Origin of the sequence: Thiorhodococcus mannitoliphagus, assembly GCF_010915725.1 — a bacterium.
GTDB classification, from domain to species: Bacteria; Pseudomonadota; Gammaproteobacteria; order Chromatiales; family Chromatiaceae; genus Thiorhodococcus; species Thiorhodococcus mannitoliphagus.
In genome coordinates this window covers 1-26,456 of record NZ_JAAIJR010000079.1, presented here as the reverse complement: position 1 = coordinate 26,456, position 26,456 = coordinate 1, and the positions used below count along the sequence as shown (strand labels likewise).

At 63.7% G+C, this 26,456-nt stretch carries 23 protein-coding genes; 13 read left to right on the top strand and 10 right to left on the bottom strand.

Annotated features, from left to right (window positions below; translation table 11 throughout):
- Nucleotides 1-72: 72 nt before the first annotated feature.
- The 3 genes from G3480_RS17250 to G3480_RS17240 all read right to left on the bottom strand — a co-directional run bounded on the left by G3480_RS17250 (nucleotide 73) and on the right by G3480_RS17240 (nucleotide 3,453).
- On the bottom strand, nucleotides 73-1,947 hold the full coding sequence (locus G3480_RS17250) for a V-type ATP synthase subunit I (protein WP_240905879.1): 1,875 nt from the start codon (nucleotides 1,945-1,947) through the stop codon (nucleotides 73-75).
- Nucleotides 1,948-2,021: 74 nt separating this feature from the next.
- The gene (locus G3480_RS17245) at nucleotides 2,022-3,083 is read right to left on the bottom strand and encodes a V0D/AC39 family V-type ATPase subunit (protein ID WP_164655131.1); all 1,062 of its coding nucleotides are present in this window, start codon (nucleotides 3,081-3,083) and stop codon (nucleotides 2,022-2,024) included.
- A gap of 52 nt (nucleotides 3,084-3,135) precedes the next feature.
- Complete coding sequence (locus tag G3480_RS17240; RefSeq protein ID WP_164655130.1) at nucleotides 3,136-3,453, bottom strand: ATPase; 318 nt, start codon at nucleotides 3,451-3,453, stop codon at nucleotides 3,136-3,138.
- Between the two features lie 148 nt (nucleotides 3,454-3,601).
- On the opposite strand from G3480_RS17240, the gene G3480_RS17235 reads away from it, so the two are divergent.
- Nucleotides 3,602-4,453, top strand: a complete 852-nt coding sequence (locus G3480_RS17235) for an REP-associated tyrosine transposase (RefSeq protein ID WP_164655129.1) — start codon at nucleotides 3,602-3,604, stop codon at nucleotides 4,451-4,453.
- Between the two features lie 159 nt (nucleotides 4,454-4,612).
- Here the strand turns inward: G3480_RS17235 and G3480_RS17230 are convergent, their stop codons facing one another.
- The 3 genes from G3480_RS17230 to G3480_RS17220 form a co-directional block, all read right to left on the bottom strand.
- Nucleotides 4,613-6,265, bottom strand: coding sequence for an alkaline phosphatase family protein (locus G3480_RS17230; protein WP_164655128.1), 1,653 nt, complete (start codon nucleotides 6,263-6,265; stop codon nucleotides 4,613-4,615).
- Between the two features lie 21 nt (nucleotides 6,266-6,286).
- Nucleotides 6,287-7,072: a CDP-alcohol phosphatidyltransferase family protein gene (locus tag G3480_RS17225; protein WP_164655127.1), complete on the bottom strand. Its 786-nt coding sequence runs from the start codon at nucleotides 7,070-7,072 to the stop codon at nucleotides 6,287-6,289.
- A gap of 360 nt (nucleotides 7,073-7,432) precedes the next feature.
- The gene (locus tag G3480_RS17220) at nucleotides 7,433-8,284 is read right to left on the bottom strand and encodes a transglutaminase family protein (protein ID WP_164655126.1); all 852 of its coding nucleotides are present in this window, start codon (nucleotides 8,282-8,284) and stop codon (nucleotides 7,433-7,435) included.
- A 762-nt stretch (nucleotides 8,285-9,046) separates the two neighbouring features.
- On the opposite strand from G3480_RS17220, the gene G3480_RS17215 reads away from it, so the two are divergent.
- The 3 genes from G3480_RS17215 to G3480_RS17205 all read left to right on the top strand — a co-directional run bounded on the left by G3480_RS17215 (nucleotide 9,047) and on the right by G3480_RS17205 (nucleotide 11,948).
- Complete coding sequence (locus G3480_RS17215) at nucleotides 9,047-9,547, top strand: ATP-dependent zinc protease family protein (protein ID WP_164655125.1); 501 nt, start codon at nucleotides 9,047-9,049, stop codon at nucleotides 9,545-9,547.
- Nucleotides 9,548-9,998: 451 nt separating this feature from the next.
- Nucleotides 9,999-10,904 (top strand): 30S ribosomal protein S6--L-glutamate ligase, encoded by a 906-nt coding sequence (gene rimK / locus G3480_RS17210; RefSeq protein ID WP_164655124.1) that lies wholly within the window; start codon nucleotides 9,999-10,001, stop codon nucleotides 10,902-10,904.
- Between the two features lie 3 nt (nucleotides 10,905-10,907).
- The gene (locus G3480_RS17205) at nucleotides 10,908-11,948 is read left to right on the top strand and encodes a succinylglutamate desuccinylase/aspartoacylase family protein (RefSeq protein WP_164655123.1); all 1,041 of its coding nucleotides are present in this window, start codon (nucleotides 10,908-10,910) and stop codon (nucleotides 11,946-11,948) included.
- Between the two features lie 64 nt (nucleotides 11,949-12,012).
- On the opposite strand, the gene odhB is transcribed toward G3480_RS17205, so the two are convergent.
- A complete protein-coding gene (gene odhB, locus G3480_RS17200; RefSeq protein WP_164655122.1) occupies nucleotides 12,013-13,296 on the bottom strand; it encodes a 2-oxoglutarate dehydrogenase complex dihydrolipoyllysine-residue succinyltransferase in 1,284 nt (427 codons plus the stop codon).
- Nucleotides 13,293-16,166 (bottom strand): 2-oxoglutarate dehydrogenase E1 component, encoded by a 2,874-nt coding sequence (locus G3480_RS17195; protein ID WP_164655121.1) that lies wholly within the window; start codon nucleotides 16,164-16,166, stop codon nucleotides 13,293-13,295. Before G3480_RS17195 ends, odhB begins: the two co-directional genes overlap by 4 nt.
- 329 nt (nucleotides 16,167-16,495) lie before the next feature.
- On the opposite strand from G3480_RS17195, the gene G3480_RS17190 reads away from it, so the two are divergent.
- From G3480_RS17190 to G3480_RS17175, 4 genes are all read left to right on the top strand, one after another.
- Nucleotides 16,496-16,726, top strand: a complete 231-nt coding sequence (locus G3480_RS17190) for a hypothetical protein (protein ID WP_164655120.1) — start codon at nucleotides 16,496-16,498, stop codon at nucleotides 16,724-16,726.
- 467 nt (nucleotides 16,727-17,193) lie between these two features.
- Nucleotides 17,194-17,931 (top strand): NRDE family protein, encoded by a 738-nt coding sequence (locus tag G3480_RS17185; RefSeq protein WP_164655119.1) that lies wholly within the window; start codon nucleotides 17,194-17,196, stop codon nucleotides 17,929-17,931.
- A gap of 75 nt (nucleotides 17,932-18,006) precedes the next feature.
- Nucleotides 18,007-18,933, top strand: coding sequence for a hydroxymethylbilane synthase (gene hemC, locus G3480_RS17180; protein WP_164655118.1), 927 nt, complete (start codon nucleotides 18,007-18,009; stop codon nucleotides 18,931-18,933).
- On the top strand, nucleotides 18,934-19,698 hold the full coding sequence (locus G3480_RS17175) for a uroporphyrinogen-III synthase (protein WP_164655117.1): 765 nt from the start codon (nucleotides 18,934-18,936) through the stop codon (nucleotides 19,696-19,698).
- On the opposite strand, the gene G3480_RS17170 is transcribed toward G3480_RS17175, so the two are convergent.
- Nucleotides 19,669-20,316, bottom strand: a complete 648-nt coding sequence (locus G3480_RS17170) for a hypothetical protein (RefSeq protein ID WP_164655116.1) — start codon at nucleotides 20,314-20,316, stop codon at nucleotides 19,669-19,671. The two genes, G3480_RS17175 and G3480_RS17170, sit on opposite strands and share 30 nt — an antisense overlap.
- A 153-nt stretch (nucleotides 20,317-20,469) precedes the next feature.
- The gene (locus G3480_RS17165) at nucleotides 20,470-21,498 is read right to left on the bottom strand and encodes a CDP-6-deoxy-delta-3,4-glucoseen reductase (RefSeq protein WP_164655115.1); all 1,029 of its coding nucleotides are present in this window, start codon (nucleotides 21,496-21,498) and stop codon (nucleotides 20,470-20,472) included.
- 114 nt (nucleotides 21,499-21,612) lie between these two features.
- On the opposite strand from G3480_RS17165, the gene G3480_RS17160 reads away from it, so the two are divergent.
- From G3480_RS17160 to G3480_RS17140, 5 genes are all read left to right on the top strand, one after another.
- The gene (locus G3480_RS17160) at nucleotides 21,613-22,476 is read left to right on the top strand and encodes an SDR family oxidoreductase (protein ID WP_164655114.1); all 864 of its coding nucleotides are present in this window, start codon (nucleotides 21,613-21,615) and stop codon (nucleotides 22,474-22,476) included.
- A gap of 476 nt (nucleotides 22,477-22,952) precedes the next feature.
- Nucleotides 22,953-23,354, top strand: a complete 402-nt coding sequence (locus G3480_RS17155) for a Rap1a/Tai family immunity protein (RefSeq protein WP_164655113.1) — start codon at nucleotides 22,953-22,955, stop codon at nucleotides 23,352-23,354.
- 82 nt (nucleotides 23,355-23,436) lie between these two features.
- A complete protein-coding gene (locus G3480_RS17150; protein WP_164655112.1) occupies nucleotides 23,437-23,664 on the top strand; it encodes a glycine zipper domain-containing protein in 228 nt (75 codons plus the stop codon).
- A 217-nt stretch (nucleotides 23,665-23,881) separates the two neighbouring features.
- Nucleotides 23,882-25,105 carry a permease gene (locus tag G3480_RS17145; RefSeq protein ID WP_164655111.1) on the top strand — a complete coding sequence of 408 codons (1,224 nt, stop codon included), beginning with the start codon at nucleotides 23,882-23,884 and terminating at the stop codon, nucleotides 25,103-25,105.
- A 489-nt stretch (nucleotides 25,106-25,594) separates the two neighbouring features.
- Nucleotides 25,595-25,873 carry an RNA recognition motif domain-containing protein gene (locus G3480_RS17140; RefSeq protein ID WP_164655110.1) on the top strand — a complete coding sequence of 93 codons (279 nt, stop codon included), beginning with the start codon at nucleotides 25,595-25,597 and terminating at the stop codon, nucleotides 25,871-25,873.
- Nucleotides 25,874-26,456 lie beyond the last annotated feature (583 nt).

Sequence of the window (26,456 nt, the reverse complement as noted above, 5' to 3'; positions counted from 1 at the left end):
GGGGGGGGGCGGCGCGGCGCGGCGTGCGGGCGGGGGGGGGGGGGGGGGGGGGGGCGCCGCTCCCACCAACACTCATGACAGCCCCCGTCTGAAGCGGATGGGCGCGAAGGCGTGGCCATCGCCGGAGAAGTAGCGCGAGAAGCCTTCGTAATACTGTAGACGCATCACCTGGATCATGACGATACCGCCCTCGAGCACCAGGACGAAGACGTTGCCGAGGATAACCGTCAGGATGTGCCCGAAGGTGCCCATCATCCCCGCCAAGGTGAAGACGGCGATCGACAGGGCGACGTGGTTGAGGCTAAAGGCGGCGACCCGGAGGAAGGACAGGGTGTTGGAGACGTACCCGATGACGGTCTCCAGGGTTTCGATGAAGACCACCAGGATCTTCTCGCCGACCGGCGCCTTCTGATGTCTCCAGCTATGCGCGGCCAGGGCGCCGAGCGAGAGGACGATGAGCACCATCGGCATCACGCCAAAGCCTTTGCCTTGGCTGAGCTGCAGACTCCCGGCGATCAGCGCCAGATAGAAGACCAGGTTGACAACACCGTGGTGCCCGAAGACGGCGTCCGGCCAGTTGCGAATCGCGAGGCGATTGTAGATGGCCAGCAGACAGGCGACGGTGAGAAAGACCACGCCCCAGCCGAGCGCGATGCTCAGCATGAGCAGCGGGTCGCTGAGCGGGCTCATCCACAGCGCGGGCAGGACGTGTTCGTAGCCGAAGATGCTGCCGTAGAGGAAGCCGAAGCCGATCGACGCCAGGCCGGCCATGAGCCCGAAGGGCCAGAAGCGGCCGAGCTTGCCCCGAAACCACCAGGCCGCGCCGGCAATGACGGCGCCCTGGCCGACGTCACCGAACATGCTCCCGAACATGAGCAGGAAGGTCAGGGCGAAGAGGGGCGTCGGGTCGACCTCGCCATAGGCGGGAATGCCGTATTGATTGACCAGCATGGCGAATGGGGTGAGCCAGCGGCTCTTCACCGGCACCGTTGGCACCAGAAGACGCTCCTCGGGGCGCGGGTTGCGCACCGTCAGCTCGAAGGCGCCGTTCAAGGATTCGCTCAGGCGTTGCCGCAATGCCTTGACTGCCCGCGCCGGTACCCAGCCGGCGAGGTGCGCCAGGTGGCCGGCGCTGCGCAGCGATGGGTCGAGCGCGACCAGCGGCTCAGCCAGCATGAGGGTATGGCGGGCGTCCAGGAGTTGGTCTCGGTAAGGCGCGGCCCAGGCCTCCAGGGTCGCCCGCAGCGCCTGGCGCTGCTCGGCGATGCTGTGGCGCTTGGCGTCGAGATCACGCTGCAGCTCGGCGGGCTCGCGGTCCAGCTCCTCGGGTATCGGCAGGCTCTGGAAGCCGGCCGCGGCCAGCACGGGGCCGAGCTTGCTCTCCTTCTCTCCGGTGGGGCCGAGGATGACGACATGCGTGATGTCGCCAAGCTGCATGTAGCTGTGTAGGAGGTAGCCCGCCAGACCGACCGCGCCTTCGAGTCGGCGCAGGTTCTCGCGCGGGACCATGCCGACGTAGATGTCCAGGAAACGGGTCTTGCTCCGCAGCATGCCCAAATCGATGTTGAGATGCGCGAAGTTCTGCAGCGCGGCCTGCTGCTCTCTGACCAAGCGCTCCTGATCATCGAGTCGGCGCAAGTCCTCTTCGTAGCTCGATGCCTCTTCCCAGCGCTTGCCGAGCCAGTCGTTGAGGGCGCCGAGTTCGTCGACATCGACGACGCGGATCTGGCCGATCGCCGTGGGCGGCTCGATGGGGATGAGTCGCGTGATCTTGTCCAACCGTGTGTGCGCTTGGCTGTAGAGGTCGCGGTAGGCGCGGCCGGGCAGGGCGGAGAGCTGGGTCTCGGTGGGCGGACGGTCGTCCGGATGAAAGCTCTCGGTCTCGGCCAACGCCAGGGACGCCTGCGGCAAGGCCTCGGTCAGCGCCAGCAGGCGGACATGCTTCATTGGCATCGGCCTCAACATCGCGGGGTCTCCAGGGCAGGGGTCAGGTTGAGGTTTGGGTCATCGCGGAGACTTGTTCATGCGGCCTGGTGCGCATCCCAGGCACAGGTCGGCTCGATCAGCTCGAGCGCAATCTGGACGGTTGTCTCCGGGAACTGCAAGAGCTGGCCCTGCACGGCGGCGAACAGCAGCATGAGGTCGGTCTCGCGCAGCATCAGATAGGCCAGCGCGCGGGCCACGCCGGATTGACTGCGTGCAAGCACCCAGCGCATCTCATCGGAGGTATGGCGTCCGATGCGCTGCTGGACCTCGGCGATGGTCTTGCTCTCGGCCACCACGGCGTCGAGCGGCTCGGGTAGCGCCTTCAAGACCTGCTCGAAGGTCTCCAGATTGACCAGCTGCAGGAGGCGCTCGCGCGTCAGCAGGCGCATGGAGGGCACGAGCCAATAGTAGGTCTCCGAGGGCGAGAGCTGATAACAGAAACGAAAGCGCAGCAGCCACAGCAGCGCGATCCGATCCAGCTCGGCGCCCAGCAGGCGTCGCAGCGAGGCGAGATGGTCGTTGCTGAACGCCATGATGCGCCGCACCAGGCCGACGTAGTAGCGCTGGTCGATCGCGGCCTCCAGCGCAAAGGGGTCGCGCTGCTGCTCGTAGACCTCGCGCGCCTGACGCGCGATGTGGCGGTGCGGGCCGGCCTCGAGCTGGCGCAGCAGTTCCAGGACGTTCTCCGCGCGCAGCAGCTCCTGGCCGGAGAGGTGGATGTCGCTCGGCAGCTCGAAGAGGTTCTCGCGGATCTCTTGCGGATCCAAGTCGTAGAGCTTGCCGCGAATCAGGGTCTTGAGGTTGGAGAGCCCGTACTTGCGGCCCCAGTCCAAGACCAGCCCGCGCGCGTCGGCGTTCATTGGCCGAATCAGGATCCGCAGCTCGGTCAGCAGCAGGTGGATGAGACTCTGCTCGATGGCGCGACTCCTGGCCGCGTTGGTCGGCTGGTCGTCGAGCAGCGGCGCGAGGCCGAATGCGTCGGAAAGGGATTGCAGCGAGCGTTGCGAGAGGCCCCTCATGAGGGGCACGTCGAACAGCCGGGTCGACATCGCCGAGACCAGGGTGCTCAGATAGGCTTGGTCGGCGACGTGGCTCATGCGCGGTCGTCCCTGTGGGCTGGGGTGGTGAACCTCGGCATGCCGGTTGCGCTCAGTGATCGGGCGCGATCAAGACCTGGAAGGCGGCCTCCAGCGCTTCGTCCTCGCGCTGCTCCGCCTGGTCCCGAAGTTGGACGTGCCGTTCGTCGTAGCGGCGGCGCAGCTCCGCGATGTTCTGCTCGGCGCGCTCCTCGGCCTTGGCGATGAAGGCGCGGTGCAAGTCCGGGATGCGGGCGGTGAAGCGGTCGTTCTCTGTCTTGGTGTCGGCGACGGCCTTCTTGATGATGCGGTCCTGATCCTCCTCGGCTTGGTTGGCCAGGTGCTCGGCCCGCATCTCGGCGTCCAGCAATCGCTTCAGGGTGTCATCCATCGTACGGATACCTTCGGCTTAGAAGGGTGCTATCACTTACATTACGATAGGTCGCGACAAAATGCGCGCTGAATCTTGGGCTCAACCCTGCAACCCTGGGGTCAGGTCTCGCATTGTAACGTCGCCCCGGATGCACTATCGTTGTCGCATGGCAAGACCTCTCCGAATCGAGTTTGCGGGCGCGCTTTATCACATCACCTCGCGCGGTGATCGGTGCGAGCCCATCTACGAGGACGAGCAGGATCAGGAAGCCTTCTTAGGTGTGCTCGCGGAGGTGGTGGAGCGGTTCAATTGGCTTTGTCACGCTTACTGCCTCATGACGAACCACTACCACCTCATCGTCGAAACGGTCGAGGGGAATCTCTCGAAGGGAATGCGCCAGCTGAATGGCGTTTACACGCAAGCCTCGAACCGACGTCATGGTCGCGCTGGGCATCTGTTTCAGGGCCGTTTCAAGTCCATCCTCGTCGACAAGGACGCCTATCTGTTGGAGCTGACCCGCTACGTCGTGCTCAATCCGGTGCGCGCGGGGCTGGTCGCGGCACCGGATGATTGGCCATGGAGCAGCTACCGCGCCATGATCGGGATGGCACCGGTGCCGAGCTGGCTGGCGGTGGACGGACTCTTGCGTCAGTTCGGCGAGGTCCGCGAGGACGCCTGTCGCCGTTACCAACACTTTGTCAGCGAAGGCGTGAGCAAGCATGACATCTGGGGCGCCCTTCGCCAGCAAGTCTATTTGGGTGATTCAAACTTTGTGGAGCAGATGCAGTCCCAGGCTCGGATTCGGGGTGACCTACTGTCGGTGCCCAAGGCCCAACGCCGCGCCCCTGCGCCCCCGTTGGCCGTGATTGCGGAGCAGCATGCGGATCGCAACGCCGCCATCCGTGCCGCCTATTCGACCGGCGCTTACAGCTATCGGGAGATCGCGCAGCACTTCGGGATCCATTTGGCGACCGTGGGTCGCGCTGTTCGCGAAGGGTTGCAACGATGTGAGAACTGACCCTCGTCTCCGTTAGCAATCAAAGTTGCAAATGAAAATCAAAAATATCAACTGGAAGAAGAGGTTAGAGCTAAACGTATCAAGTGGCGCTGACCGCGAAGCTAAAGTCACCGACCACCGACCACCGACCACCGACCACCGCCCACCGCCCACCGACCACTACCTTACAGTGGCTTTCGAACTCTGTCCCTGCGGTGCTTGCGCTTCGCCGAACGCCCGCAGGAGCATGGGCGTCAGTGCGTGCATCGGCGCGATGCTGGGCGGCGTGGGCTTGAGTCCAGGTGTGAAGCCTTCCGCCTCGAGCGCCTGGATCAGCTTGGGGCGGCTGGTGATGACGTGGACGGGGACATCATAAGACGCCTCGGGGCCGGTGACGCTGGATGCCGGCTGATGATCCCCGAGGATGATGAGCACCAGATCATCCTTGGCCCGATGCTCCAGAAAGCCGCTGATGACGCTGAAGGCATAGTCGACGGCCTCGACGTAGCTGACCCCGAGATTCAGCCACTCCGGTTTCCTGCGCAGCGACGATTCGGCGCCCTCCGGACCGAAGGGCTGGGGACTCAGTATTGCCTGCCAGTCCGGTTGGTAGGGCGCCACGGGCCGGAAGGGGGCGTGGCTGGTGATGGTGGGGAAGACGACGAAGACTGGGTCGCGGGCCTGTGGGGCGAGTTCTTCTCTGTCCAGGACCGCCAGCGCGTATTGATCCGGGATGCGCCACCAGCCGAATTCAGGTCCGCGATAGTCCAGCCCTTTGGCGTCATAGATCTTGTCGTAGCCATAGAAGGCGCCCTCCGGCCAGGCCATGCGTATACCCGGCATCAGTCCGAGCACGCGGTAGCCGGCGTTGGCGAAGCGGTGGACCAGGGTCTCCCGGTCACGGGTCATGAGCAGCTTGTAGCGGCCGCTGTCCTGGACCTCGATGCCGGAGAGCAGGCTCATGTGCGCTAGCCATGAGCCGCTGCCGAAGGTCGGTGAGGTCACGCGCGCCGACAGGATTTGGCGTCCGGTCTGCGCGACGGTCTCACTCAGATGGCGACGGCTTTGCTCGAGGGCGCGCGCATGCTCTGGACGATCCAGTGTGGTGACGCCGTACGACTCCATGAAGATGAGTAGCACGTCCGCGCCCTCGATCCGGGCGAAGCTGGATTCGGGCAGCGGCGGGGCGCTGAGGTCTGGCTCTGCGTCCGCCCGCATGGCCTCGCCGATGAAGTGGACTTGCTCGACGTAGGTCTGGGTGACCGGCAGCGAGAACCACTTGCGGACGCTGAGGTCTCGGTCGATGCGCCCGGCGACGAAGAGGAGCACCAGCACCAGGCTGACGCCCGTCGTCATCCGGCGCGGCCAGGTGTACCGGAGTGCGGTGACCGTGCGGGCGAGCATCCAGCGAATTCCGAAGAAGAGTGCGGTGAGCCCGCCCACAAGCCCGAGGCCGGCCAGCAGGAGTTGCCGGCCGCTGGCGGCCTGGATGAGCATGGCGGCGACGCCAGGGATGTGGGGGGCGTCCCAGTAGAGGTTGATGCGGCGCCCGTAGAGGGCTGGGGCCGTGACCTCCGCATAGCGGCCAAGGGTCAAGAGCAGCACGAGCGCCGCGAGGGCCGTGAGCGTCCGCCTTGCTGGAGGACGCCCCGCAGCGGTGAAAACGGCCATCAGGAGCACCAGCACCAGGATCTCGATCGAGAGCTGATGGCGCGTCGTGACCCAGGGTGTCGGCCAGACGTTGTAGACGCTGAGAAGGAGATTCAGGCCGTACAGCGCAAAGCCGAGGGCGATCCAGAGGCGCCAGCTAGGACGCGCCAACTCATTCGACATGACGGGTCATCCCGCTGGGTATCAAGGGTCCACTCCCATGCGCTGGCCAGCTGTGGTCTCTGGCTGCTGCCGCCAAAGCCAGCGGAGATCGACGCCGAAGGTGTAAAGGGTGAAGGTGACTGCCAAGGCGGCCAGGGACAGGCTCAGTGGTGGCTGGATTGGCGGTATCAGGCTCAGCAAGAGCGTCAGGACGATGAGGACGCAAAGGGTCTGGCGCCTGCGGCTGGGCGGCAGCGGCTGATCTAGCCAGCTCCAGCGCCGCGCTGCGAGCACGAAGAGATAGCGCGCGAGGCCGGCAATGAGGATCCAGCCACCGGCCTTGTCTTGGCTCCATAGCAGGGCCGCGAGGGTCAAGACCAAAAGGGCGTCTGTTTCCATATCGAAGCGGGCACCGAAGGCACTGGCCCAGCCGCCGCGGCGCGCCAGCCAGCCGTCGAGCCCATCCAGCGCCAGGATGAGTCCGGCGACCAGGGGCGGCAGCCAGGGATTTGCATCCATTGGCTCACCGACCCAGCCGGCGATGAGCGTGGTCAGACCCAAGCGCACCAAGGTGACCTGATTGGCCGCGTGGATGCGCTGGTGTGGTCGGTGAAGGACGAGATGCCCATGGAGCCAAGTCAAGGCGACTGCGAAGAGACAGAGCGATCTCACCGTGGCCCAGCCGCTGAGGGCGAGGTGCGTATTGATCGCATCGCCGCCGACAGCCAAGAGCAGCATCCCGGTCGTCGCGTTGAGGATGCCGCTGCGCAGCAGTGAGGCTCCCGGCCGGGGCATCGGCGGCTGCTGCCTTGCGGGACGGGGATGCATGGCGGCGCGGACTCCTGCTGCAAGATCGATGAGAACGGCTGTTTGTCAGTGCTGGTCGCAGCCCTGATTGGGCGGCGACCGGAGTTGCTGCCGGCTAGGAGCCTGTCCGAATTGGGGGGATCGAAGCGAGGAAGTGGGAGAGCGAGGCCATTTCGTTCCGGTTTTGAGGCGCATCGTGGTTCTATGTAACGAAAAAGCGGGGCGAAAGGGACCCTTCTCCCGATTCCGCAGCCGATTCATCCTAAGAAAGTGCTCATCAATTGTTTCCCGATGCGAGCGATCCCGCCCGAAATCCCCCCTGGCCCCCCTTTGCGAAAGGGGGGAAGTTGTTGGTGGACGCTTTCTAAGCCGGACAGGCTCCTAGAGCTCCGATACCCAGACACCGACGCTGAGCGTTGCTCCAGGCGGCCCCAGGTAGGCGCCGGCGACAGGCGGGACGGACTCCGGGAGCCGCGCCACCGCCATGGCGATATGCTGGGCGCCCGCCATTTCGCCGATCGAGGGATCGAACCCCTTCCAGCCCGCCCCAGGCAAATAGACCTCCGCCCAGGCGTGTGTGGCGCCATAGTTGAATGCCGATGGCTCGGCTTGGAGGTAGCCGCTCACGAAGCGTGCTGCGAGGCCCAAGCAGCGGGCGGCCTCGATGAAGAGTGCCGCAGAATCACGGCAGGAGCCGGTTCCTAGTCTCAAGGTCTCATCGGCCTTCTGGACCCCCGGCTCCTCGCGCAGCTGATAGGACAGACGCTCATGGATGTTGACGCAAAGGCGTTGCAGCAGGGCGTAAGTCTGGATCCGTTCCCCAGGCTTCCAGATGGTTTCCACCCAGGCGCGCAGCGGGTCTTTCTCCCCCTTTGGGGCAGTGTCCATATAGGGCGATAGGACCAGACTGTCTTCGGGTGAATAGGCGAAGGGATAGTCGATCGCCTCGGCAGCGACCAGGAAGTCGAGGGGGGCCTCATTGAACTGCTGAATGATGAGGTCGTTCTCGATGCTGAGTTGACTCGCGGGCGTATCGAAGGTCGCGATCGCCACGGAATTGTCCTCGACATCACGGTGCCAGCGCAGGGTCGCGGAGGGTGTAATGACCAGTTTCGAGGACTCGATCCGGAGGTCATGGTCTTCCCTCGGTCGCAGACGCAGGACGTGCGGTTTGAGCTGTACCTGCCCAGGGAAGCTGTAGTAAGTGCGATGTAGGATGCGATAGCGCTGCATAATTTCACTCGCTCGACGCCTCAACGCGTGTCGCGCCTGCGTCGAAGGGCGCGTCTTGCGCTGGGGCTAGTCGCTGCAATCTGGCCCTGTGTCGATGGGATTCACGGCAAGGCCGCTCCGATGCCAGCCGGGCGCTCAGCGCGGCAGGCAGATGACAGTGAACTGCGTATCTGTTATCGATCGCAAGCGCGGCCTGCGTTGGTGGAAGCGACGCCGCTGGATGAAGCAGCGAATGGCCTCTTTGGCTGCCCCGTTAGGACCGGGCTCATGCTGAGGCGGTCAACGCGAAATCCGAGCATCCAGCGCCTGCTCCTAGGTCGGCTTCACGCGCGACCTGCCCGATCCTTCGTACCGATCGACACGGCGTCGCTCCCCTGCGATTGGCTGCATCGAGCTGGCAGTTCGGGTAAAGACATGGTGCCATGAATCGCTCAGACAACGCTTGGGTAGAGCCCCGTGCTGCTGGTCGTGCAGCGCCAGCGGTCTCCGCCGCGGATGGGCGTCGGAGATGATGCCTGGCATAGCGAGCACCCAGATGGCCCGGACATGCGTCAGCCCAGAGCGCCTCTGATCCCAACCCAGGCCCAACCCGGGTGAATTGTGGGCTAGGTTCCGCCATTCAGCAGCCGAACTGCGGCAGTTGGAACCCTGAAGGCGTAAAGAACGGCAAAGCCTGTTTCATCCGCCTGTTTCACTCAGAAGGTGAGCCAAGGCGCTGAGACAGGGCGTTAATATATTGATCAAACATTGCGAGGAGGGGATATGACTGACGAATGCACCCAGATGCAGCCCTGCGTTCTGGGTTGGCGAGAGTGGCTGGCGCTGCCCGAGCTCGGGCTGCCTCGGATCAAGGCCAAGGTGGATACAGGAGCCCGCACCTCGACCCTGCACGCCTTCTATGTCGATACTTTTCACCACAAGGGCCAGCTCCATGCACGCTTCGGCGTGCACCCGATTCAGCATCGCGATGACATCGTCGTGCATGCGGAGGCGGCCGTGATCGACCGGCGCAACGTGAGCGATTCGGGCGGGCATCGCGAGGAGCGCTATGTCATTCGGACGACCTTGGATCTTGGTGGGCGCCAGTGGCCGATCGAGCTGACCTTGACCAATCGTGAGAGCATGCTGTTTCGCATGCTGTTGGGCCGAACGGCGATTGCGGGGAATGCCCTGGTCGATCCCGCAGGGTCCTTCGTGACGGGACGCGTCCGTTGCCCCTGGCAAGCCTATGGGGCCGGACCTTCGGCAGATCCATCGGACTGATCGCTGCGCGGCTCGGGGACGCGGGATGGATAGACTTCGGGCAGGACCAGCGTCGACCTGATCGGCGATGGCATCCTTGCGTCTCGCATTGACCCCAAGGATTCCACCGCCAGTCCACTGGTTCTGACGATCGTCCAGACGATAAGGCAATGCATGCGGAGCTGAGGCGACACGGCTGCGCTGCTCGCCGGGGTCAATCATCGTGACCAGCCGAGCGCCTCTAGCGCTATGTCCGGAGCCTCATCTCTGTGGACGAGGCAATCGCCAGTGACTATGGTGTGATGCTATGACGTTGGCGCGGCAGACCTGGTGTCCGGGTCTGGCTGCGCTTCGACCGTGATTCCCAGTGGCGCCTCTCCCTGGGCAGTCCCCCTGCCGGTGCGGGGGCGGCTGGATCGCTCGGCTGAGAGGACTCCACTTCTATCCATTCGCTCGCTTACCGAGGTCCCTAATGAAGATCGCCGTTCTGTCCAGAAACTCGAAACTCTATTCCACGAGGCGATTAGTCGAGGCCGCCGAGGCGCGCGGGCATGAGGTGAGGATCTTCGACGTCCTGCGCTGCTACATGAACATCACCTCGATGCGCCCGCAGATCCACTATAAGGGCGAGCAGCTCGAGGGTTTCGATGCGGTCATCCCGCGCATCGGCGCCTCGGTCACCTTCTACGGCACCGCCGTTCTCCGCCAGTTCGAGATGATGGGCGTGTTTCCGCTCAATGAGTCGGTTGCTATCTCACGCTCACGCGATAAGTTGCGTTCCCTGCAGTTGCTGTCCCGCAAGGGAATTGGACTGCCGGTGACGGGGTTCGCGCACAAGCCTGACGACATCCAGGACTTGATCAAGATGGTCGGTGGGGCGCCCGTGGTGATCAAGCTGCTGGAAGGCACGCAGGGGATCGGCGTGGTGCTGGCCGAGACGCACAAGGCGGCCGAGAGCGTCATCGAGGCGTTCATGGGCCTGGAGGCCAACATTCTGGTGCAGGAGTTCATCAAGGAGGCCGGCGGTGCCGATTTGCGCTGCTTCGTCATCGGCGACAAGGTCGTCGCGACCATGATGCGCCAGGGCAAGGAGGGCGAGTTCCGCTCGAATCTCCATCGCGGAGGCACCGCGACTGTCGTGCGTATCACGCCGGAGGAGCGCTCGACCGCGCTGCGTGCTGCCCAGACCATGGGGTTGAACGTTGCCGGTGTCGATCTGCTGCGCTCCAATCACGGCCCTGTTGTGATGGAGGTGAACTCCTCGCCTGGGCTCGAGGGGATCGAGCGCTCGACGGGCAAGGACATCGCGGGGAACATCATCGAGTTTCTCGAGAAGCATGCCGCCTCGGGTAAGACGCGCACCCGAGGCAAAGGCTAGGCGATGCGGGCACCCTTCCAAATCCAGGGTCAGCTCATCGCACCTGGAGCGCACGCGCTCGTGGATCTAGCCCTGCCGAAGCTCAATTCTCACACCTTTCTGTCGATGCCGGTGCATGTGGTCCATGGTAAGAAGGAGGGGCCTTGTCTCTTCGTCTCGGCCGCGATCCATGGGGACGAACTCAATGGGGTGGAGATCATCCGCCGTCTGCTCGATGTCAAGTCGCTGCGCCGGTTGTCCGGCACCTTGATCGCGGTTCCGGTCGTCAACGTCTACGGTCTGATTCATCAATCCCGCTATCTCCCAGACCGCCGCGATCTCAATCGCAGCTTCCCGGGCTCCGCGGCCGGCTCGCTCGCGGCGCGGGTCGCCCATGTCCTCATGGAGGAGATCGTGCGGCGTTGCACACATGGAATCGACCTGCATACCGGGGCGATTCACCGGACGAATCTGCCGCAGATCCGCGCCAACCTCGACGATCCGGAAACGGACCGGCTCGCCCGCGCCTTCGGCGTACCTGTGCTGCTCAACTCCACTTTGCGAGACGGCTCGCTGCGCGAGGCCGCGACGGTGCTCGGGATTCGCATGCTGCTCTACGAGGCGGGTGAGGGTCTGCGCTTCGACGAATTCTGCATCCGCGCCGGACTGACGGGCGTGCAGAACGTGATGCGCGAGCTTGGGATGCTCGGCGGTTCGCGCCGCCAGGCGCGCGAGACGGCACCCTTCGTCGCCCGTTCCAGCGCCTGGGTGCGCGCGCCCGAGAGCGGCCTGCTGCGCACGCTGGTGCCCCTTGGCGCTAGGGTGCAGCGCGACGAGATTCTCGGCTTCATCAGCGATCCCGCGACCGGCACGCAGCACCCGGTCGTCGCCCAAACGCGCGGCGTGGTCATTGGCCGCATCGAGATTCCCACGGTGCACGAGGGCGAGGCCGTGTACCACATTGCCCGTTTTCGCGACGACCACGAGGAGGTTGCCGGCGAAGTGGAGGCCTTCCAGCAGGATTGCCTGGACGACGCTGCCGCTCTGGATCCGCCGATCGTGTAACCGCCCTTCGTGCGACCTCGGGCTGCCTGCCCCGGGGCGCAGAATAAAGTCCGGCTGGATCCTGCTACACCCGCAGCAAGAGCCGCGCGGGATCTTCCAGTGTCTCTTTGATGGTGACCAGGCACTGCACCGCCTCGCGTCCGTCGATGATGCGATGATCGTAGGTGAGGGCGAGGTACATCATGGGGGCGGCGACGATTTGGCCGTCCTCGACGATGGGGCGCTCTTGGATCTTATGCATGCCGAGGATGGCGCTCTGCGGCGGGTTGAGGATGGGCGTCGAGACCAGGGATCCGAAGACGCCGCCGTTGGTGATGGAGAAGGTGCCGCCGGTGAGTTCTTCGTAGCTCAGGGTTCCCTCCTTGGCTTTGGTGCCGAACTCCGCGATTCCCTGCTCGATGTCGGACATGCTGAGCTGGTCGCAGTTGCGCAGAATGGGGACGACGAGGCCGCGCGGCGAGCTGACGGCGATGCCGATGTCGTAGTAGCCGTAGTAGAGGATGTCGCTGCCGTCGACCGCGGCATTGATGACGGGGAAGCGCTGTAGGGCCTCGACAGCGGCCTTGACGAAGAAGGACATGAAGCCGAGGCGGACACCGTGGGTCTGCTCGAACTCATCCTTATATTTGGCGCGCAGCTCGATGACCGCCTTGAGATTGACCTCGTTGAAGGTGGTCAGCAGGGCGGCGTGCTGCTGGGCCTGGACGAGCCGCTCGGCGATACGGGCGCGCAGTCGTGTCATAGGGACGCGCTGCTCAGGTCGGCCGGCCTCGCCGCTGAGCCTTGGGATGGGCTGTGCAGGCACCATGGTCTCGACGTCGGCTGGTGCCGCGTATTCCGTTGCGGTCTCACGGTCGTCGAGGAAAGCGAGCACGTCGCTCTTCTGAATCCGGCCGTCGCGGCCGGTGCCCGGGATCTCGTGCGGGTCCAGGTGCATCTCGCTGACCAAGCGGCGCGCGGAAGGCGTGACCAGCGGCTCAGATGCCTTGGGCTTGTCTTTCTTGCTGCTGGGTGACTGGGTCGCCTGCGGCTCGGTCTTGGGGGCTGGCGCGGGCTCCGCGCTCTTCTTGGCGGCGGCCTGCTGCTTGGACTTGCTCGGCGCTGGAGCACTGCCGGCTTCGACGACAGCGAGGATATCGTCGGCCTGGACGACCATGCCCTCGCTCGACTTGATCTCACCCATGATGCCGTCCATGGGTGCCGGTACCTCCAGCACGACCTTGTCGGTCTCCAGCTCGACCAGGCTCTCGCCTTCCGTGACGGCCTCGCCGGGCTGCTTATGCCAGGTTAGAACTGTAGCGTCGGAGACAGATTCTGGAAGGGCGGGTACGCGGACTTCGCTGCTCATTGGGCCGGGATCCTTTTATTCATGCTGGGGTTATATTGGCCGCTGAGGGCCTCGTCGATGAGCCGCTCGTGCTGCTCAATATGGGCGGCGCGATGGCCGACCGCTGGTGCTGCGGAGGCGGGGCGGCCGACATAGTAGGCGCGCTTCCCGCTCAGGACCAGGTTGTGAAACCGGTGTTTGATTTGGTCCCAGGCGCCTTGGTTCTGTGGCTCTTCCTGGCACCAGACGATTTCTTCAGTGTTGTGGTACTGCTCGATGATGTGCGCGAATTGGTCTTTCGGGAACGGGTAGAGCTGCTCGATGCGGATGAGCGCCAGGTTGGTCTGTCCGCGTGCGCGGCGTGCCTCGATGAGATCGTAGTAGATCTTGCCGCTGCAGAAGACGACGCGCTCGACCTCGGCCGGCTCGATGGGGTCGACCTCCGGGATGATGGTCTGGTACTGACCCTTGGCGAGTTCCTCGAGGGAGGAGACGGCGAGCCGGTGCCTGAGCAGACTCTTAGGCGTCATGACGATCAATGGTTTCCGGTACTCGCGTACGATCTGACGACGCAGCAGGTGGAACATCTGGGCCGGTGTGGTCGGCACGCAGACCTGGATGTTGTGCCCTGCGCAGAGCTGGAGGAAGCGCTCGAGGCGCGCGGATGAGTGCTCGGCACCCTGACCCTCGAGGCCGTGCGGCAGCAGCATCACGAGCCCGCAGCACAGGCCCCACTTGGTGCCGGCCGAGGTGATGAATTGGTCGATGACCACCTGAGCCCCGTTGGCGAAGTCGCCGAACTGTGCCTCCCAGAGGGTGAGGGCATGCGGCTCTGCGGTCGCAAAGCCGTATTCGTAACCCAGGACCGCTTCTTCCGAGAGGATGGAGTCGATGGCGATGAAGGGTCCCTGGTGCGGGCCGAGGTGCTGCAAGGGCGTGTAGGCGCTGCCGGTCTTCTGCTCGTGGATCTTGGCATGACGATGGAAGAAGGTGCCGCGCCCTGCATCCTGGCCGGAGAGACGGATGGGGACACCGGCGTCCAAGAGGCTTGCATAGGCCATGTTCTCCGCGTAGCCCCAGTTGATCTGCTGGTCGCCCAGCGCCATTTTGCGGCGCTCGCCCCAGATCTTCTCGACGCGAGGGTGCATCTCGAAGCCTTCCGGGAGCTGCAGCATTTTCTCCGTGAGTTCACGGAGCTTTTCGATCGGCACGCCGGTGTCGACGTCCTGGTCCCAAGTGGTTCCGTGGCAGAAGCTCCAATCGACTCGCGATCCGTGGTCCAGTCCACAGAGCACCGGGCGCGTGATGACCACGCCTTGCTCGATCGAGTCGCGATATTCCGACACCATGTGGTTGGCGTCGTCCTTCGAGATGAGGCCTTCGGCGATGAGTCTGTCCGCATAGACCGAGCGGGGCGTCGGATGCTTGCGGATCTTCTTGTACATCATCGGCTGCGTGACCGCCGGCTCGTCCGCCTCGTTGTGACCCAGGCGGCGATAGCAGATGAGGTCGATGATGACGTCTTGGTGGAACTGGTTGCGGAAGTCCAGCGCCAGGCGGGTGACGAAGATGACCGCCTCGGGGTCGTCCCCGTTCACATGAAACACTGGCGCCTGCACCATCTTGGCGACGTCCGTGCAGTAGGGCGAGGAGCGGGTGTCGAGCGGATGGCTGGTGGTGAAGCCGATCTGATTGTTGATGACGATGTGTACCGTGCCTCCGGTGGAGTAGCTGCGTGTCTGCGAGAGCTGCAGCGTCTCCATGACCACGCCCTGGCCCGCGAAGGCCGCGTCGCCGTGGACGAGCACGGGTAGCACCTGATCCCCGGTGAAGTCGCGACGGCGGCGCTGACGGGCGCGCACCGAGCCCTCGATGACCGGATTGATGATTTCGAGGTGCGAGGGGTTGAAGCCGAGCGCCAGGTGAACGATGCCGCCAGCGGTTTCGATGTCCGTGGCGAAGCCCATGTGGTACTTGACGTCGCCGGCCTGTTGGCGCCAGTCCGTTTTCACCCGGCCCTCGAACTCGTCGAAGATGTCTTGCGGCGGCTTGCCGAAGATGTTGGTCAGCACGTTGAGGCGACCGCGGTGGGCCATGCCAATGACCACCTCCTGCTGGCCCTTGCGTCCGGCGCGCTGGATGAGTTCGTCCAGCAAGGGGATGAGCGCATCCGCCCCTTCGAGCGAGAAGCGCTTCTGTCCGACGTAGCGTTGGTGTAAGTACTTCTCGATCCCCTCGGCGGCCGTGAGCAGGGTCAGCAGCCAGCGCCGATCGGCCGGTTCCAGCTCTGGTCTGGCGCGGTAGCCCTCGATGCGTTTTTGGATCCAGCGTTTCTCCTGAGTGTTGGTGATGTGCATGTACTCGGAGCCGACCGTTCCGCAATAGGTCTGCTCGACCGTGGCGATGATCTCGCGCAGCGGCATGCGGTCTGGGGCGTAGAGTGACCCGGTGTGGAAGATCTGATCCATGTCGTCCGGCCCGAGATTGTGGTGGGCCGGGTCGATGTCGGCGATCTTGGGCGGCTCGCGCAGCTGAATGGGGTCGATCTTGGCGATCTGATGTCCACGGTAGCGGTAGCCGTTGATCAGACTCAGAACCGCCGCCTGCTTTTCCGCTGCGACGGGCTCGAGCTGGCCGATGTGGCGACTGCGCGCACGCAAGCGGCTCTCTTGGGCAAGACGCAGGAAGTTCTGACGGACGGGGCCGTGTGGGGATTCGCTGACACTAGGCTCGTTGGCGGCGTCCTGGCGCATGGCGTCGAAGCGTGCGCGCCAGGCGATGTCGATGCTGTCGGGATCAATGAGGTAACGTTCGTAGATGTCTTCGATGAAATCTGCGTTGCCACCGTAGAGGGCGCCGGAGCCGCGAAACAAGTCTAGGATTGTGCTCATGCTTTGTATTGATAATCCTTGGTGGCTTTTTGTTTTTTAGAACGCGGGTTTATAACATATTCGCCAGAGAGCTCAATGAGGTGGGTGGTGTGTGTTCTCGACGGCCTGCCCATCCTCTGAGTGTCGCTGACGCAGTGGCCCAAGACGGCGTTGAGGTGAGCTTGCCGATACCTGTGCCAAAGACTGATAAGATCAGCGCCGTCGCCGCTGCGCTGCTGCCAGCGCGGCTTGCCGCGATCAGCCCTGTGCGCAACAGAATGACAGTCCTCGGCGGAGACTGGTTCCGGGAGCTGCAACGAGTGTGAGCAGGATGAGCGAAGAGAAGCCGGATGAGCGAAGAGAATAAAGGCAAGTCCTCCGACTCCGACGAGCGCAAGCGGCATCGGATTCGACTCGCGAGGCTGGAGGCCGACATGGCGTACTTTCAGGCTCGTCTGGAGCTGATCGGTGCCCCCAATTCCAGCAACCGGGCTGCGCAGCGCAAGGTTTTCAACCTGCTGCACAAGACTGTCGCCAGCAAGATCCTCAAGCTCAGGCGGCGATTCGCCGAGCTGAACTGAGCCGGGCGTCTGCGCGGCGCTCAGCAAGCATTTGCCCTCAATTCAGGAATTGGAGCCGTGACGACGCAAAAGACGGGTAGAAAACCCAAAGCTTGTTCTGCCCGCTCGGTTCACTCACGCGGAGTCGCCTGAACGCTGAGTCTCGGCGCTGTGGTAAGGCATTGAAATCCTGGCTCATGGGGCGAAACCCATGGGTTTCTGGTGCAAGTATCTGATTTATTAAGGAATGCCTTGCCGTAAGATGAAGGTTCCAGAGAATTCGCCCGATGAGCCGAAGTCCTTGGACAGTGTCCATCAATTGTTTCCCGATGCGAGCGATGCCGCCTGAAATCCCCCCTAGCCCCCCTTTACGAAAGGGGGGGAAGTTCTAGCCCCCCTTTGCGAAAGGGGGGAAGTTGTTGATGGACGCTTTCTTGATCTGCGCTTAGCGCGCTTTGCGCTTCAACTGGTCTCTTAAATCAAGCTTCATGTGCACGCTCGTCATCCTTATCCGACCTGGGCATGCTTGGCCCATCCTGATCGCTGCCAATCGCGACGAAATGGCTGAGCGTGCTTCGCTGCCGCCCGCGCGCCACTGGGACGATCGCCCCGAGGTCGTTGGCGGGCTGGATGTCGAGGCGGGCGGGAGCTGGCTCGGTGTCAATGATCATGGTGTCGTTGCGGCGGTGCTCAATCGCGAGGGGACCCTGGGGTCCTTGGCGGGTAAGCGTAGTCGCGGCGAGCTGGTGCTGGAGGCGCTGGACCATGCTGAGGCCGGTGAGGCCGTGCGCGCGCTCGCCGAGTTGGAGCCGCGCGCCTATCGCCCCTTCAATCTCGTGGTCGCGGATCCGAGCGGGGCTTATTGGCTGCGCCATGCGGGCGATGGCGATATCGGCGTCTTCTCGATGAGTGCGGGTCTGCACCTGCTGAGTGGCACGGATCTGGACGACGCGGCGCATCCGCGCATTGCGGCCTATGCGCCGCGATTCGCGCGCGCCGCCGAGCCTGATCCGGATCGCGGAGATTGGCATGCGTGGAAGGCTCTGCTGGCGGACCGCAGTGAGCCCGAGCAGGATGCTGCCATGCTGTTCGAGCGCCCAGACGGCTTCCGTACCCGTTCGAGCGCGCTCATCGCCATTCCGGCTTATCCCGGCTTCCAGAGCCGTCCCCTTTGGCTCCATGCCGAGCGGGGCTCGGAGGATGAGACCTTCCGGGCGGTGATGTGACAAAATATGAGTTTCGCTGGCGTGGCCTGGTCACGCAGAGCGCCTTCTGTACCGAGCTAGTCCCTAGGATCAAACATGTCGAACAGCATCCGAATCGCCACCCGTAAATCCCCCTTGGCCATGTGGCAGGCCGAGCATACCGCAGCGCGCCTGAAAGCCCTCCATCCTGGTCTCGAGGTCGAGATCATCGGCATGACGACCAAGGGCGACAGGATTCTCGATGCGCCGCTCGCGAAAGTGGGTGGCAAGGGGCTCTTCGTGAAAGAGCTGGAGCAGGGCATGCTGGCGAACGAGGCCGATATCGCCGTGCATTCCATGAAGGATGTTCCGGTCGACTTCCCCGAGGGGCTCTACTTGGCCGTCATCATGGAGCGTGAGGATCCGCGCGACGCCTTCGTCTCCAACAAGTTCGAGAGCTTCGAGCAGCTGCCGCAGGGCGCCTGCGTGGGCACCTCCAGTCTGCGGCGCCAGTGCCAGATCGCTCAGGTGCGCCCGGACTTGCGCATCGAGCCGCTGCGCGGCAACGTCAACACCCGCCTGGCCAAGCTCGACAATGGCGACTACGACGCCATCATCCTGGCCGCAGCCGGCCTGGTCCGGCTTGGCTTCGGTGAGCGTATCCGCAGCCGGATCGAGCCAGCGGCGAGCCTACCCGCAATCGGTCAGGGCGCGATCGGTATCGAGTGCCGTGTCGACGACCCGCGTGTCAACGGGCTGATCGCGCCGCTGAATCACGCGGATACGGCGGACCGCGTGCGCGCCGAGCGCGCCATGAATGCCCGTCTGCAGGGCGGCTGTCAGGTGCCGATCGCCGGCTATGCCACGCTCGATGGCGACCAGCTGCACCTCAAGGGCCTGGTGGGCAGCCCGGACGGATCTCGCATCCTGCGCGCGGAGGCCGAGGGGCCACGCGGAGACGCTGAGGCCATCGGTACCCGTGTCGCCGACGATCTGCTGGGTCAGGGCGCCGACGAGATCTTGCGCGCCCTGATGGATCACTGAATGGGCTCGCCTTGCGATCTCGGTGGTCGCGGTGTCCTGGTGACCCGTCCGGCCGCGCAGGCGGAGGGGCTGTGCCAGCTCATCGAGGCCGCGGGCGGGCGTGCGATTCGTTTCCCGACCATCGCCATCGACCCCGTCGACACCCCGGAGACTCAGGCGCTGCTCGCCGCGTCCTGGGACCTGATGTATTTCGTCAGCCCGAACGCCGTAGAGCAGGCACTCGCGCAGTATGCCGATGAGACTTGGCCCCAGGTCAAGTGGATGGCAGCTGTCGGGCGCGGAACCGCCAGGGTGCTGCAGATGGCCGGCCGGGCGCCCGATCTGGTGCCGAGCGACCGTTACGAGAGCGAGGCGCTGCTGGAGATGCCCGAACTCGCGGACATGACCGGCCGCCGCGTGTTGATCGTCCGGGGCGAAGGTGGCCGCGGCGTCTTTGCGCAAGCGATGCGCGAGCGCGGTGCGGAGGTGTATTTCGCCGAGGTCTATCGACGTGTCATGCCTGCGGTGGATGCGCGGCCGCTGCTTGCGCGCTGGTCCGAGGACGTCGATTACACCATGGCGACGAGCGACGAGGTGCTCCTGAATCTGGCCGAGATGTTGGGGCCGGATGGGCGCTCGAGTCTGCTCGCGACGCCCTTGGTCGTCATTGCGGAGCGCACGGCCAAGACCGCGCGCGACCTTGGGTTTAGGCTGGTCCGTGTTGCTGAGCGGGCCGAAGACGCCGCCATTCTCCGCTCATTCTGCGCTCTCGGGGCGTCCGACTGACGCCCGCGGCAGATAGCCGTCTAGCGCCATCTGAGCGATGGTCTCCTCAATGACATCGCTGATGGTGGTCTGCTCCGAGCGAGGATCCAGTTGCTCGGAGCGCCCCGACCAGACCAGGCGCTCACCCTTGGCATCGTAGAGATTCGTCTCCAGGCGCAGCGCCTCCAGATCTGCGTAGTAGTTGGGGCCGCAGACGTCGTTGTAGACCTGGCTGAAGTAGGGAACCAGGTGCCGGTAGTGAGCCGGCACTCGGCTCAGGCGCGGCAGCGGTGGCTGGGCGTCAGGCTCGTCAGTGACCAAATGCGTGATGATAATGGCATCGGCGTCGGCCTTGGAGACGGCCTCTGTCATTCGGACCACGAGGCTCAGCGCCTGGTCCGACACATAGGCATGTCCAGGCTCGGCCTTGACGCCGATCTCCCGCAGGCCGGACACGAAGTTGTCCTCATAGGCGCGCCGCACCTTGGGGCTGTTGGTGACCCCGAAGACAATGAGCTTGTGGTAGCGGATCGGCTGATCCGTCGCATCTGTCCAGATCGAGGCGATGCGTCCAGTGGTGCAGGCTGTCGTCAACATGGCGAGCAGGCCGATGATGGCGGCACGGAGGGCGGGGCGCATTGCAGGGACTCCTGGATCGCTAGACGCCGGTCGAGACGCCGGGGCGTCACGGCCTGCGGCATGCCCGGTCGTCCCGGCGGAAAGGCCGCTAGTGTGCCTGCATGGGGTCAGAGCGGCAAGACGGGCGGGGCAGCCGGTCGGCGCGAGAGCCCCTCAGCCTCCGCCATTCGCGTCTACTGCTGGCTTGCTCGAGAAGGTAAAGGCGTCCGAGAGCAGATGCTCACGATCGAGCCCCTGGGCCAGGAAGGCCGCCTCCGCCGCCTCGATCATGGCGGGTGGACCTGCGGTGTAGACCTCGTGCCCGCCGAGCTGAGGCTTGTCCTGGAGCACGGCCTCGTGCACCCATCCGGTGCGCCCGGTCCAATCCGCGTCCGGTTCGGAGAGGACGGGCGTGAAGGCAAAGTTTGGGAGTTGTTCGCTCCACTGCGACGGCAGCTCGGGCAGATAGAGATCGCGTCGCGAACGCACACCCCAGTAGAGATGGATTGGGCGCTGCAAACCGATCGCGACGGCCTGTTCGATCATGGCCTTCAATGGCGCGAAGCCTGTTCCGCCGCCGACCATGATGATGGGGCGCTGTGAGTCCTCCCGCAGATAGAAGTCGCCCAAGGGGCCTCGGATGCGCAGGATGCTCCTTTCCTGCAAGGCGTCGAAGATGTGTTGGGTGACCTCGCCGCCGGCGATCTGGCGGATATGCAGCTCCAGAAAGGCGTCGTCTTGCGGGGCGTTGGCGATGGAGAAGGCCCGTGTTCGCCCATCCTTCAGGCTCAGCTCGACGTATTGGCCAGCCAGGAACTGCAGCCGCTGCTGCTCGGGCAGTTTCAGCATGAGTCTGACGACATCGTGGTTGAGCTGCTCCTTGCGCTCGAGGCGGCAGGGGAGGGTGCGCACCTCGATCTCCGCCGGGGCCCGGCGCTGGACGATCTCCAGCACGAGGTCCGACGTCGGCACGGCTTGGCAAGTCAGGCAGGTACCGGCCTTCTTGCCTTCGAGCGCGGTGATGAGGCCGCTCGGGTACTGGATCCAGCCGGACACCAAGTGACCCGCGCAAGACCCGCACTGCCCGTTGCGACAGCCATAGGGCAGGCCAACGCCTTGGCGCAGCGCGGCCTCGAGAATGGTCTCGCCGGACTCGGCCTCGAATGTCGTTTCCTCTGGGAGTAGCTGGATTTTGACGGTCATCTCATGCCTTGCAAAGTTGCTGTGCAGCCCCTGATAGTGTCCGGGTCGGCCTTGACGTCGCAAGCAGGCGAGACGCAAGGGTTGGTGTACATCGGATAGGAGCGGATTGGATCAATGAGCGAAGTCATCGTATTGGGCTGCGGATATGTGGGCACCCAGGTCGCGCGCCAATGCCTCGAGCGCAGCGAGGCGGTTACCGGCGTGGTGCGCAGCGCGGCGGGTTGCGCGCGGCTGGAGGCGGCCGGAATCCCCTGCATGCGGTTGGATTTGGCGACCGAGGAGGCCCCATCGGGGGCGTTTGAGGGTGCTCGACTGTTCCACCTGGCGCCGCCGGTCGATCACGGGGTCGAAGACAGCCACACGCGTCGGCTGGTGGCATCCTTTGAGCGGGCGGGAAGTCCGCGACGCATCCTCTACATCAGCACCACGGGGGTTTATGGTGATTGCGGCGGGGCTTGGGTCGATGAGACCTGGCCGACGCAGCCGACGGCCGAGCGTTCGCGACGGCGCCTGGATGCCGAAGAGACCCTGAGGCGCTGGAGTCGGGAGAGCGGTGGTGAGCTTGTGATCCTGCGTGTCTCCGGGATCTATGGCCCGGGACGGCTGCCCCTAGCACGGTTGAAGCAGGGTGCCCCCATGGTCCTCGCCGAAGAAGCCCCCTACAGCAATCGCATCCATGTCGATGACCTGGTGGCGATCTGCATCGCGGCCATGGACAGGGCGGCTGACGGCGCAGTCTTCAATGTCAGCGATGGCAGTCCGAGCACCATGACCCATTACTTTATGCAAATCGCGGATGCCACTGGATTGCCGCGTCCTCCGCTCATCCCCATGTCCGAAGCAGGGGAGCAGCTGTCCGTCGGCATGATGAGCTATATGCGTGAATCGAGGCGTCTTGCGAGCCGCAAGGTCCGCGACGAACTCGGGGTCGAGCTGAAGTATCCATCCTTGGCCGAAGGGCTGAAAGCCTCTCTCTGAGTGCGACTCAAAGTCGTGCTGGGGCTCGGATTCGCGGATTGGAGGGAGAACCTGACCACCAGCGCCGATCGGCGCGTTTCAGGGGGAATTGACGGTGCTTAGAAAGCGTCCATCAACAACTTCCCCCCTTTCGCAAAGGGGGGGGCAGGGGGGATTTCGGGCGGCATCGCTCGCATCTGGAAACAATTGATGGACACTTTCTTAGGTCCTTCTTAGAAAGTGTCCATCAACAGCTTCCCCCCTTTCGCAAAGGGGGGCCAGGGGGGATTTCGGGCGGCATCGCTCGCATCGGGAAACAATTGATGGACACTTTCATAGGTCCTTCTTAGGTGGCGCACTCATGTCTCGAACGCACTGACGACCATCGCCATGACTCGAGCCCAAACCCCGATCACAACCAAGACCAATGATCAAAACAACGACAGTGATCACAACAACTAAACTGATCATCACAAAGACCAAAAAGGGAGATCTGCATGAAGAAAACGCCTTCGCTCGCCCTCGTTCTCGGCACGGCGTGCACCTGGGGACTCATGACCGAGACGGCCGTTGCCGTGGATGACGCTGACTTTCGATTCGATACTTCCAGCAATCTCTATGAGGTTTGCTCAGTTGCGCCAGACGCCCCCGAGTACGTCGTCGCCAATCAAGCCTGCCGAGCCTTCATCGAGGCATCGGTGCAGTATCACGATGAGATTGCCGACCGCAAGCGGATGAAACAGCTGATCTGCTACCCCAAGACGGCGACCATCGCCGACGGTAAGGCGGCCTTTGTCAGCTGGGCCAGCGCCCACTCAGGGGATAAGAAACTCATGGCGGAGCAGCCGGTTGTTGGCGTCGTGCGCGCCCTCGCGGCCAAGTACCCCTGCTCGAAATGAGTGGGCCCATGGCTGGTGATGCGCTGATGGATTTTCGCCTGACAGCTCGGCCTGAGAGATTGCCTGGACTCGGAGAACGATGATGAAAACGACGACGATCGGATTGACACTTGCGGCCACGCTGATGCTGGCAGGCTGCGGAACGACCACGGGTAGCCGCGCTGGCAGCGGTGCGCTGATGGGGGCGGCCGGTGGCGCGCTCGTTGGCTCGCTGACCGCGGACGCTGGTGCGGGGGCGCTCATCGGCGCGGGTGTGGGTGCCCTAGGTGGCTACCTCTACGATCAGCATGAAAAGGGTAATATCGACTGACACGTCGGATCGGCGAACGCGTCAAATCGACCAACACGTCGAATCGACCAAGGCGTCGAAGGGTTGCGTCTCGCTCGCCATGATCTTGAAAACCTGGTTGTGCTGAGAGAGACGTTGCCCAACTCGCCCACCGCGAGCAACAGAGTGCGCGGCTCGGCGGTGAGGTTGGGTCTGTTCGGTTTCTAAGCCACGGATGGCCGGGCAAGGGTGTGAGGCAATGGTGGATCAATCCTTCTTCGCGGCGCTCTGGCAGGTCCTGATCGAGCTGTCACCTTCGCTGCTCTTGGGGCTCTTGATTGCAGGCCTGATGCATGTCTATCTCCCGTCCGGATTCGTCCATCGCGGGCTCAGTCGGCCGGATCTGAGAAGCGTGGCACGGGCCTCTTTGGTGGGGGTGCCGCTGCCGCTCTGCTCCTGCGGCGTCATCCCGACAGCCTTGGGGCTGAGGAACGAGGGGGCGTCCAAGGGCGCCACCACGGCCTTCATGATCAGCACGCCGCAGACGGGCGTCGACTCCATTTTGGTGAGTGCGGCCTTTCTCGGCTGGCCCTTCGCCATCTTCAAGGTGGTCGCGGCCTTCGTCACCGGCATCATCGGCGGTGCTCTCGTCAACCGGCTGACGGCGTTCGACGCCGCAAGCGACCCCGAGCCTGCCCCGACCGAAGAGGGGCGCGAGCGCGGTCTCATCCCCGTTCTGCGCTATGCGGTCATCGACCTCTTGGGGGCTATCGACCTCTGGATTCTCGCCGGCGTTCTGCTCGCGGCCCTGCTGACCGTGGTGTTGCCGAGTGACTATTTCGCCTCTCAGGGGTGGTCGCAGGGGATCTTAGGGATGCTGGTCGTTCTCGCGATCTCGCTACCGCTCTACGTCTGCACCACTGGCTCAGTGCCCATTGCGGCCTCTTTGATTGCCGCCGGCTTGCCCGCGGGCTCGGCACTCGTGTTCCTCATGGCAGGTCCGGCGACCAACATCGCGACCTTCGGCGCCGTCTACCGTGTTCTGGGCCGCTCGATTCTCATCATCTACTTGGGCACGGTGGTCGTTATGAGCGTGCTCTTCGGGCTCCTGTTCGACAGTCTCCTCGCGGCGCCCGCGGCGATGACGGCCCACGGGCACTCTGCGGGTGCGAACTGGCTCGGGGGCTTGTCGGCGGTGATGCTGCTCGGGCTGATGGGGTATCTCTCGTATCGGCGTATCAGGCGCCGCACCAGCATCTCCTCGCTTCCTGAACCCGATCTCGTCCTTCAGGTCCAGGGGATGAGCTGTCAGCACTGTGTGTCCAATGTTCGGACGGCCTTGGAAGGGCTCGACTCCGTCGATGAGGCCCAGCCGGACCTCGGCGCTGGCTTGGTTCGCGTGCGCGGCGCTCACCTGGATGTCGCGCAGCTCGTTGCTGTCATCGAGCATGCCGGTTACAAGGCACAGCATAAGTCATCTTGAAAACTGCAGCTGCCATAAGGTTTTTTTATAGCGATTCTGTTGACGCAAGACCATCTATAAACTAGCTTTTCTCAGATCCAATCGCGGCGACCGCCAGGATCCCTACCGCTCAGCCAAGAATCACGCACCATCGCCACCTCGGAGCTTCCAGGCGCGCGAATTTAGGATCCAAGTCCGCATGCGCCACCGCAAGGAAACGCATGAGCGCTTCTTAGGTGCCTGCGCTGCACGATCCTTGATCTCCCTCCGCACCCGTCCCTTCGAGCTGGCTCGATGTCCGTACAGACGCTGTAAGCGAGTCAGTTTCGCGTGGAGCAGGGGGTGTTTTGGGATGGTCGGTCTTGCATGGCTGGCGCGGAAAGCGTCGCGGATTGGCCCTTCGCTGAGAAGGGGTGAGCTTGAGCTTCGTCTGCTGCCGGTTCGGCTTGTGTGTTGGCCATCGGCAGCATCCGTTCGGTCAACGCACATGATGAGCGCGAGAAAAGAGAGATGAGGATCTACGTAGGCAATCTGCCTTATAGCGTTACAGACGACGATCTGCGGGATATGTTCGCCGAATTCGGTGAGCTTGCGAGCGCAGAGGTGATTAAGGATAAGTTCTCGGGTCAGTCGAAGGGATTCGGCTTTGTCGATATGCCGAGCAACTCTGACGCGGATGCGGCCATCAAGGCGTTGAACGAGTTGGACATGAAGGGGCGTAAGCTGACCGTCAACGAGGCGCGGCCGCGCGCCGAGCGACCGCGTGGGGGTGGTGGGGCTAGGTATTGACGCACTCACCAGCATCCTAGGGGCGCGAGCGCCGAGGCGATCACGCCTCGGCGCCCTGTTTCTTGGCGCTCGCTGTTCTGACCGCGCCAGCTCCGCTTAGAAAGCGTCCATCAATTGTTTCCTGACGCGAGCGATGCCGCTCGAAATCCCCCCTGGCCCCCCTTTGCGAAAGGGGGGAAGTTGTTGATGGTCACTTTCTTAGGAAGCGTCCATCAATTGTTTCCTGATGCGAGCGATGCCGCTCGAAATCCCCCCTGGCCCCCCTTTGCGAAAGGCCTGGCCCCCCTTTGCGAAAGGGGGGAAGTTGTTGATGGTCACTTTCTTAGGAAGCGCCCATCAATTGTTTCCTGATGCGAGCGATGCCGCTCGAAATCCCCCCTAGCCCCCCTTTGCGAAAGGGGGGAAGTTGTTGATGGTCACTTTCTTAGGAAGCGCCCATCAATTGTTTCCCGATGTGAGCGATCCCGTCCGAAATCCCCCCTAGCCCCCTTTGCGAAAGGGGGGAAGTTGTTGATGGTCACTTTCTTAGGAAGCGTCCATCAATTGTTTCCTGATGCGAGCGATGCCGCTCGAAATCCCCCCT

What these genes read in the sequence shown, in the direction of transcription:
- G3480_RS17165 (WP_164655115.1), bottom strand. Translation starts at nt 21,498, where the DNA reads ATGACCGTCAAAATCCAGCTACTCCCAGAGGAAACGACATTCGAGGCC.
- G3480_RS17155 (WP_164655113.1), top strand. Translation starts at nt 22,953, where the DNA reads ATGAAGAAAACGCCTTCGCTCGCCCTCGTTCTCGGCACGGCGTGCACC.
- G3480_RS17250 (WP_240905879.1), bottom strand. Translation starts at nt 1,947, where the DNA reads ATGAAGCATGTCCGCCTGCTGGCGCTGACCGAGGCCTTGCCGCAGGCG.
- G3480_RS17195 (WP_164655121.1), bottom strand. Translation starts at nt 16,166, where the DNA reads ATGAGCACAATCCTAGACTTGTTTCGCGGCTCCGGCGCCCTCTACGGT.
- G3480_RS17235 (WP_164655129.1), top strand. Translation starts at nt 3,602, where the DNA reads ATGGCAAGACCTCTCCGAATCGAGTTTGCGGGCGCGCTTTATCACATC.
- G3480_RS17205 (WP_164655123.1), top strand. Translation starts at nt 10,908, where the DNA reads ATGCGGGCACCCTTCCAAATCCAGGGTCAGCTCATCGCACCTGGAGCG.
- G3480_RS17145 (WP_164655111.1), top strand. Translation starts at nt 23,882, where the DNA reads ATGGTGGATCAATCCTTCTTCGCGGCGCTCTGGCAGGTCCTGATCGAG.
- hemC (WP_164655118.1), top strand. Translation starts at nt 18,007, where the DNA reads ATGTCGAACAGCATCCGAATCGCCACCCGTAAATCCCCCTTGGCCATG.
- G3480_RS17140 (WP_164655110.1), top strand. Translation starts at nt 25,595, where the DNA reads ATGAGGATCTACGTAGGCAATCTGCCTTATAGCGTTACAGACGACGAT.
- G3480_RS17215 (WP_164655125.1), top strand. Translation starts at nt 9,047, where the DNA reads ATGACTGACGAATGCACCCAGATGCAGCCCTGCGTTCTGGGTTGGCGA.
- G3480_RS17225 (WP_164655127.1), bottom strand. Translation starts at nt 7,072, where the DNA reads ATGCATCCCCGTCCCGCAAGGCAGCAGCCGCCGATGCCCCGGCCGGGA.
- odhB (WP_164655122.1), bottom strand. Translation starts at nt 13,296, where the DNA reads ATGAGCAGCGAAGTCCGCGTACCCGCCCTTCCAGAATCTGTCTCCGAC.
- G3480_RS17220 (WP_164655126.1), bottom strand. Translation starts at nt 8,284, where the DNA reads ATGCAGCGCTATCGCATCCTACATCGCACTTACTACAGCTTCCCTGGG.
- G3480_RS17240 (WP_164655130.1), bottom strand. Translation starts at nt 3,453, where the DNA reads ATGGATGACACCCTGAAGCGATTGCTGGACGCCGAGATGCGGGCCGAG.
- G3480_RS17170 (WP_164655116.1), bottom strand. Translation starts at nt 20,316, where the DNA reads ATGCGCCCCGCCCTCCGTGCCGCCATCATCGGCCTGCTCGCCATGTTG.
- G3480_RS17230 (WP_164655128.1), bottom strand. Translation starts at nt 6,265, where the DNA reads ATGTCGAATGAGTTGGCGCGTCCTAGCTGGCGCCTCTGGATCGCCCTC.
- G3480_RS17245 (WP_164655131.1), bottom strand. Translation starts at nt 3,083, where the DNA reads ATGAGCCACGTCGCCGACCAAGCCTATCTGAGCACCCTGGTCTCGGCG.
- G3480_RS17150 (WP_164655112.1), top strand. Translation starts at nt 23,437, where the DNA reads ATGAAAACGACGACGATCGGATTGACACTTGCGGCCACGCTGATGCTG.
- G3480_RS17185 (WP_164655119.1), top strand. Translation starts at nt 17,194, where the DNA reads ATGTGCACGCTCGTCATCCTTATCCGACCTGGGCATGCTTGGCCCATC.
- G3480_RS17160 (WP_164655114.1), top strand. Translation starts at nt 21,613, where the DNA reads ATGAGCGAAGTCATCGTATTGGGCTGCGGATATGTGGGCACCCAGGTC.
- G3480_RS17190 (WP_164655120.1), top strand. Translation starts at nt 16,496, where the DNA reads ATGAGCGAAGAGAATAAAGGCAAGTCCTCCGACTCCGACGAGCGCAAG.
- rimK (WP_164655124.1), top strand. Translation starts at nt 9,999, where the DNA reads ATGAAGATCGCCGTTCTGTCCAGAAACTCGAAACTCTATTCCACGAGG.
- G3480_RS17175 (WP_164655117.1), top strand. Translation starts at nt 18,934, where the DNA reads ATGGGCTCGCCTTGCGATCTCGGTGGTCGCGGTGTCCTGGTGACCCGT.